A 1,370-nucleotide genomic window follows, 5' to 3' on the forward strand; every position below is an offset into this window, starting at 1 on the left:
GGAGCCTGTCAGATTTTCTGTGTGCCGAGGTCATGAGACGATAACGGAAATAACGTCCTATGACCGAAGCAACCGTGACAAAGAAGAACAGGACCCCGAAGGCACCGAAGCTGTTTCCCGATGAGTTGATCGACCAATTGCTTGCCCAGGTGCAGGGCAAGGATGCTGAGTCGGTCCTGGGCGAATCAGGTCTGGCCGGCCAGCTCAAGAAACGGCTGGCTGAGCGCATGCTCGCGGCCGAGTTGAGCCACCATCTGGAAGCTGAGACCGGGCAAGGCAAGTCCGGCAACCACCGCAACGGCACCAGCCCCAAGACGGTCATCACGCCCAATGGCGAACTGAATCTGGACATTCCGCGTGACCGGCAGGCGACATTCGAGCCGCAACTGGTGGGCAGGTATCAGCGCCGGCTGCCGGGCTTTGACGATCACGTCATCAGCATGTACGCGCGTGGCATGAGCGTGCGCGAGATTCAGAGCCATTTGCTGGAGCTATATGGCCTACAGGTGTCGCCCGATCTGATTTCGACCGTCACCGACGAGGTGCTGGCCGAAGTCGAACAGTGGCAGCAACGCCCGCTCGAGGCGATGTATCCGATCGTGTATTTCGACGCACTTCGACTGAAGATCCGCGACGAAGGCACGGTCAGGAACAAGGCGGTGTACCTCGCGCTGGGCATTCGGGCCGACGGGCGCAAGGAAGTGCTGGGTTTGTGGATCGAGCAAACCGAAGGTGCCAAGTTCTGGCTGAAGGTCTTCAACGAACTGAAGAACCGCGGCTTGCATGACATTCTGATCGCCGTTGTCGACGGCCTGCGCGGCTTCCCCGAGGCGATCGAAGCGGTGTACCCGGTCGCCCAGATCCAGACCTGCATCGTGCATCTGATCCGCAATTCGCTGAATCTGGCGAGTTGGAAGGACCGTAAGCCACTGGCTGCGGCGCTCAAGCCGATCTATCAGGCCGCCACCGCCGAAGCCGCTGAGGCGGCGCTGCAAGCCTTCTCGCAAAGCGAATGGGGCAAGAAATTCCCAACGGTCGCCGCGATGTGGCAGCGCCAATGGGAACAGGTCATTCCGTTCTTCGCCTATCCGCCGGAAGTACGCAGAATCATATACACGACAAATGCGATCGAAAGCATGCACATGCAGCTTCGCAAGATCGTCAAGAACCGCGGTCACTTCCCAAGCGACGAAGCCGCCAGCAAATTGCTATACCTGGCCTTGCGCAACATCGAAAAGGACTGGAAGATGCCACCTATCACCTGGCGGCAAGCAGTCAATCAGTTCGCCATTCTGTTCGGCGAGCGGTTCACCAGCGCCATCAACTGAGATTTCTAACCGGCCTCAGCACACAAGATTTCTGACACGTCC

The 1,370-nt window shown here is 58.8% G+C and carries 1 protein-coding gene; it reads left to right on the plus strand.

What is annotated here, in order from left to right; translation table 11 throughout:
- The first annotated feature begins 59 nt into the window (after window positions 1-59).
- Window positions 60-1,328, plus strand: a complete 1,269-nt coding sequence (locus B0G75_RS40010; RefSeq protein ID WP_219908330.1) for an IS256 family transposase — start codon at window positions 60-62, stop codon at window positions 1,326-1,328.
- Window positions 1,329-1,370 lie beyond the last annotated feature (42 nt).

The sequence above is a fragment of the Paraburkholderia sp. BL18I3N2 genome (assembly GCF_003001875.1).
Taxonomy (GTDB): Bacteria; Pseudomonadota; Gammaproteobacteria; order Burkholderiales; family Burkholderiaceae; genus Paraburkholderia; species Paraburkholderia phytofirmans.

Coding starts and splice junctions, on each gene's coding strand:
- B0G75_RS40010 (WP_219908330.1), top strand. CDS start 60: ATGACCGAAGCAACCGTGACAAAGAAGAACAGGACCCCGAAGGCACCG.